Here is a 3,542-nt window from a genome sequence, read left to right as displayed (position 1 = left end):
CTGGCTTGCCAGCGAAGGGTACAACGCGACCACCGCACGGCAACAAAAAAAGGGGCGCCATCACGGCGCCCCCTTTTTTCGATCAGCCTGGATCAATCAGTTCCAGGGACGATCGCCGTGCTCGTCCTTGATACGCGTCGGCAGGCCCATCACGTCCAGCGCCTTGAGGAACGGCTCGGCCGGCAACTCCTCGACGTTGGCCATGCGCTGCACGTCCCACTCGCCACGCGCAACCAGCAAGGCCGCCGCCACCGGCGGTACGCCAGCGGTGTACGAAATGCCCTGGCTGTCGGTCTCGGCGTAAGCCTCTTCGTGATCCGCCACGTTGTAGATGAACACTTCGCGCGGCTGGCCGTCCTTGGTGCCCTTGACCAGGTCACCAATGCAGGTCTTGCCGGTATAGCCCGGCGCCAGCGAAGACGGATCCGGCAGCACGGCCTTGACCACCTTGAGCGGCACCACGTCCAGGCCCTCGGCGGTCTTGACCGGTTGCTCGGACAGCAGGCCCAGGTTCTTCAGCACGGTGAACACGTTGATGTAGTGCTCGCCGAAACTCATCCAGAAGCGCACGTTCGGCACGTCGAGGTTCTTGGACAGCGAATGCACTTCGTCGTGGCCGGTCAGGTACAGGTTCTGCGAACCCACTACCGGCAGGTCGTCGGTACGCTTGACTTCGAACATGGTGTTGCTGGTCCACTGGCTGTTCTGCCAGCTCCACACCTGCCCGGTGAACTCACGGAAATTGATTTCCGGGTCGAAATTGGTGGCGAAATACTTGCCGTGCGAACCGGCATTGACGTCGAGAATGTCGATCGAATCAATGCGGTCGAAATACTGTTGTTGCGCCAACGCTGCATAGGCATTGACCACACCCGGGTCGAAGCCCACGCCAAGGATGGCGGTGATGTTCTTCTGCTGGCATTCCTCGAGGTGCTTCCACTCGTAGTTGCCATACCAGGGCGGCGTTTCGCAGACCTTGCCCGGTTCTTCGTGAATGGCGGTGTCCAGGTAGGCCACGCCGGTATCGATGCAGGCACGCAGCACCGACATGTTGAGGAAGGCAGAACCGACGTTGATCACGATCTGCGATTCGGTTTCGCGGATCAGCGCCTTGGTCGCCTCGACATCCAGAGCGTTCAGTGCAAAGGCCTTGATGTCGGCGGGTACCTTGAGGCTACCCTTGGCCTTGACGCTGTCGATGATGGCCTGGCATTTGGAGATGTTGCGTGACGCGATTGCAATACGACCGAGTTCGTCGTTGTGCTGCGCGCACTTGTGGGCCACCACCTTGGCGACACCTCCTGCACCAATGATAAGAACGTTTTTCTTCAATTTCTTTATCTCTCCTTTGCGCCAGCTTACGAGAGGCTGGACAGGTAGTCGTTAAAACCAAACTCGCGAACCACTTCGACTGTACCGTCGAGTTGTTTCACTACGATGGATGGCATCTTCAAACCGTTGAACCAGTTTTTCTTGACCATGGTGTAGCCCGCTGCGTCGATGAACGACAGCCGATCGCCGATGGCCAGCGGACGATCAAATGCGTATTCGCCGAAGATATCCCCGGCCAGGCAGGACTTGCCGCACACCATGTAGGTGTGCTCGCCCGCGCTTGGCGCCAGCTTGGCGTTCAGGCGGTAGATCAGCAGGTCGAGCATGTGTGCTTCGATGGAGCTGTCGACCACGGCCAGGTGCTTGCCGTTGTACAGGGTGTCGAGCACGCTGACTTCCAGCGAGGCGCTCTGGGTGATGGCCGCTTCGCCCGGCTCCAGGTAGACCTGTACGCCGTATTGCTGGGAGAACGCCTTGAGCCGCGCGCAGAACGCGTCCAGCGCGTAGTCTTCGCCGGTGAAGTGGATACCGCCGCCCAGGCTGACCCACTCGACCTTGTGCAGCAGGTGGCCGAAGCGTTCTTCGATGGTGTTGAGCATCTGGTCGAACAGGCCGAAATCGCCGTTCTCGCAGTTGTTGTGGAACATGAAGCCGGAGATCTGGCCCATGACCGCCTCGACCTTCACCGGGTCCCATTCGCCCAGGCGGCTGAACGGGCGCGCCGGGTCGGCCAGCAGGTAGTCGGAGCTGCTCACCTGCGGGTTGACGCGCAGGCCGCGGACCTTGCCTTCGGTGGCGTCGGCAAAACGCTCCAGCTGGCCGATGGAGTTGAAGATGATCTTGTCGCAGTTCTCGACCATCTCTTCGATTTCATCGTCGGCCCAGGCCACGCTGTAGGCGTGGGTTTCGCCTGCGAATTTCTGCCGGCCGAGCTTGAGCTCGTACAGCGACGACGAGGTGGTGCCGTCCATGTACTGCTGCATCAGGTCGAACACCGACCAGGTCGCGAAGCACTTGAGCGCCAGCAGGGCCTTGGCCCCGGACTGTTCGCGCACATAGGCAATCTTCTGCATGTTGTGCAGCAGTTTGGTTTTGTCGATCAGGTAATACGGCGTTTTGATCATTTCGAGGCCCCCGGCAAGGCCGGCCAAAAAAAGGACACGCATTGTGCCTTCACTGCGTGGGAATCGAAAGCTCAGAAATGATTTTTGCCGGGGCGGGGATTTTCTGCTCGGGCCAGACGCCATGCTGGAGAAATATTTTCTGCCGGTGCAATCGTGCGTTGCGCTGGCCTCTGGCAAGATCGGCCTGGGGTGAGTGCCCTGTCCGAACCGTCATCAGGAGCGTTGTGCATGGATCAAGAGACACTGAAGTCGTTACTGCTCAAACTCAACAATGGCGACCTTGATGGCGCTGCCGTCGAGATGCAGGCGCAGGCGGTGGTGCTGGCCGGCACCGGGCACGGGGCGCTGTCTGATTGGCTGGCGCGCCATGCGTTCAGAACCTTGCGCAACAAGCATGATCCGAACAGGACCGTACCCTTGCTGAGCAAGGCGTTGCAGCAGGCCGAGCAGCGTCGGGCGCAGCTCGACAGCGAGCGCACGGCGCTGCTGGCGGACCTGCACGCGTACTTTCTGGCGTTCGAGGCCATTTCCCATGCGGTGGCGCCGGAGTGGACGCAACCGGTGGTGTTCAATGAGCAGAACCGCGACAACCTGCCCTTCATCGAAGATTTCCTGAGCGGCCGGGAGAGCCCGGTGTACGAGCTCAACCTGCAGGGCGTGTTGAGAAAGCAGATCAAGTTCTACTTGAACTTGAATCTGCATGACGAAAGGCCGACGCTCAAGGTGACCTACCGCAAGACGCATATCCTGCCGGGACAATCCTGGCGATTCGTAGAGCTCAGCCTGCAGGCTGCGCAGAAAACCGAGCGATTGAACCGCCTGACGCCTCTGGATACCGAGCGTGATGCCGTGCAACGCGACGTGATTCGACTGCAAGGTGAATTGCGCGAGGCCGAGCAGATCGGCCAGCGGCATGCTGCGCTGTTTCAGGAGAAGCTCGGCGCGTTTCTGGGCGGGGTGGCAGTGCCGGGCTGATAGCGCCAGGCGGGCTTGCAGCCTCCGTGTGTGGCGTATCAGGCGTATCGAGTGTGCTGGTTTTACTGGCGCTGCGCGCCAGATCGCGAGCCAGCATGCTCCCACGGCCTG

The 3,542-nt window shown here is 60.5% G+C and carries 3 protein-coding genes; 1 reads left to right on the top strand and 2 read right to left on the bottom strand.

The window, feature by feature from the left end:
• Window positions 1-96: 96 nt before the first annotated feature.
• Both G3436_RS24395 and G3436_RS24390 read right to left on the bottom strand, forming a co-directional pair.
• Window positions 97-1,332 carry a saccharopine dehydrogenase family protein gene (locus tag G3436_RS24395; RefSeq protein ID WP_163950445.1) on the bottom strand — a complete coding sequence of 412 codons (1,236 nt, stop codon included), beginning with the start codon at window positions 1,330-1,332 and terminating at the stop codon, window positions 97-99.
• A gap of 26 nt (window positions 1,333-1,358) precedes the next feature.
• The gene (locus tag G3436_RS24390) at window positions 1,359-2,456 is read right to left on the bottom strand and encodes a carboxynorspermidine decarboxylase (RefSeq protein ID WP_163950444.1); all 1,098 of its coding nucleotides are present in this window, start codon (window positions 2,454-2,456) and stop codon (window positions 1,359-1,361) included.
• A 228-nt stretch (window positions 2,457-2,684) separates the two neighbouring features.
• On the opposite strand from G3436_RS24390, the gene G3436_RS24385 reads away from it, so the two are divergent.
• Entirely contained in the window at window positions 2,685-3,431 is a 747-nt protein-coding gene (locus G3436_RS24385; protein WP_163950441.1) for a hypothetical protein, read from the top strand.
• Window positions 3,432-3,542: the final 111 nt, after the last annotated feature.

The sequence above is a fragment of the Pseudomonas brassicae genome, assembly GCF_010671725.1.
Taxonomy (GTDB): domain Bacteria; phylum Pseudomonadota; class Gammaproteobacteria; order Pseudomonadales; family Pseudomonadaceae; genus Aquipseudomonas; species Aquipseudomonas brassicae.
Note: the sequence above shows the minus strand (reverse complement) of the source record. Positions and strands in the feature narration are given on the sequence as shown.

Bases quoted from the DNA above. Each gene is read 5' to 3' on its own strand.
- G3436_RS24390 (WP_163950444.1), bottom strand. From the start codon at position 2,456: ATGATCAAAACGCCGTATTACCTGATCGACAAAACCAAACTGCTGCAC.
- G3436_RS24385 (WP_163950441.1), top strand. From the start codon at position 2,685: ATGGATCAAGAGACACTGAAGTCGTTACTGCTCAAACTCAACAATGGC.